The organism is Bacillus sp. 7884-1 (assembly GCF_002272245.1).
Taxonomy (GTDB): Bacteria; Bacillota; Bacilli; order Bacillales; family Cytobacillaceae; genus Neobacillus.
Window position 1 is genome coordinate 1 of record NZ_NPDD01000244.1, and the last position, 830, is coordinate 830.

Sequence of the window (830 nt, forward strand, 5' to 3'; positions counted from 1 at the left end):
CACCATACTCTTCTTAAAAAAAAAGAAAAGACCGGTAGGGTCTCCCGAGTTGCCGTATCATATCAATGTATAACGTGCCAAGGTCTCTGACTCCAGAGAGGTTTTATCCTTCTTGCCTTTAACGAAAGATAAAATGTAGCTTTCTGCTGTGCTTAAGGCATCAGCCCTCTCGATTTACTAACATTATGGAGCTCAATCCCTTCAACCATTTGGCTTTCGGCCCGCCGTCGGGTAGAAAACAAGCGCGCGCAATCAGTAATTAATGATTCACGTTTATTGTAGCCCCCCTACGATCCCGGACGGTCGGATTTCCCGAATCCGGTTCTGACCTTGGATTTTATCACATACTCGCCTTCCCTAATAACCGCAGGATTAAATGTTGGTACACATATTCCCCCATCAACTATTGGTTTACTTGTATGCTAGTCAATGAACAAATAATAAGCTCTGTGTCTTTGATGTTCTGACATTCCAAGTGCCCAGAGGTCCTTCGCTCCATCATAGGAGTTACCTTGATAGAAGTGTAATTTCCTTACACTTAAGAAGGCATTACCCTTCCCTCATCGCTACTACGACCTCATGCGCCAGTCCTAAATCATCCTAACATTTTCTTTTAGCCTCTTATATGATAGGTCTTTATTGGTTAGTACCTTCCCAATTTGAAGTAGGACCTTCCCGTCGTTATCTCTGAGAATCTTTCCACAGATGCCAGAACCCATACCCCGGCTGCTCTTACGGTGCTTTTGACCGTTTCTTCCCGTAAGACATCGGTCTTCCCCCGTTAGACAAAGGTCGACGCTTAGCAAGACATCCCTCGAACAGTTTCTTAG

General features: G+C 44.6%; 1 protein-coding gene. It reads right to left on the bottom strand.

What is annotated here, in order from left to right; genetic code table 11:
- Nucleotides 1-590 precede the first annotated feature (590 nt).
- On the bottom strand, nucleotides 591-830 hold a 240-nt coding region (locus CHI06_RS30245), incomplete at its 5' end, for a hypothetical protein (RefSeq protein ID WP_218833120.1).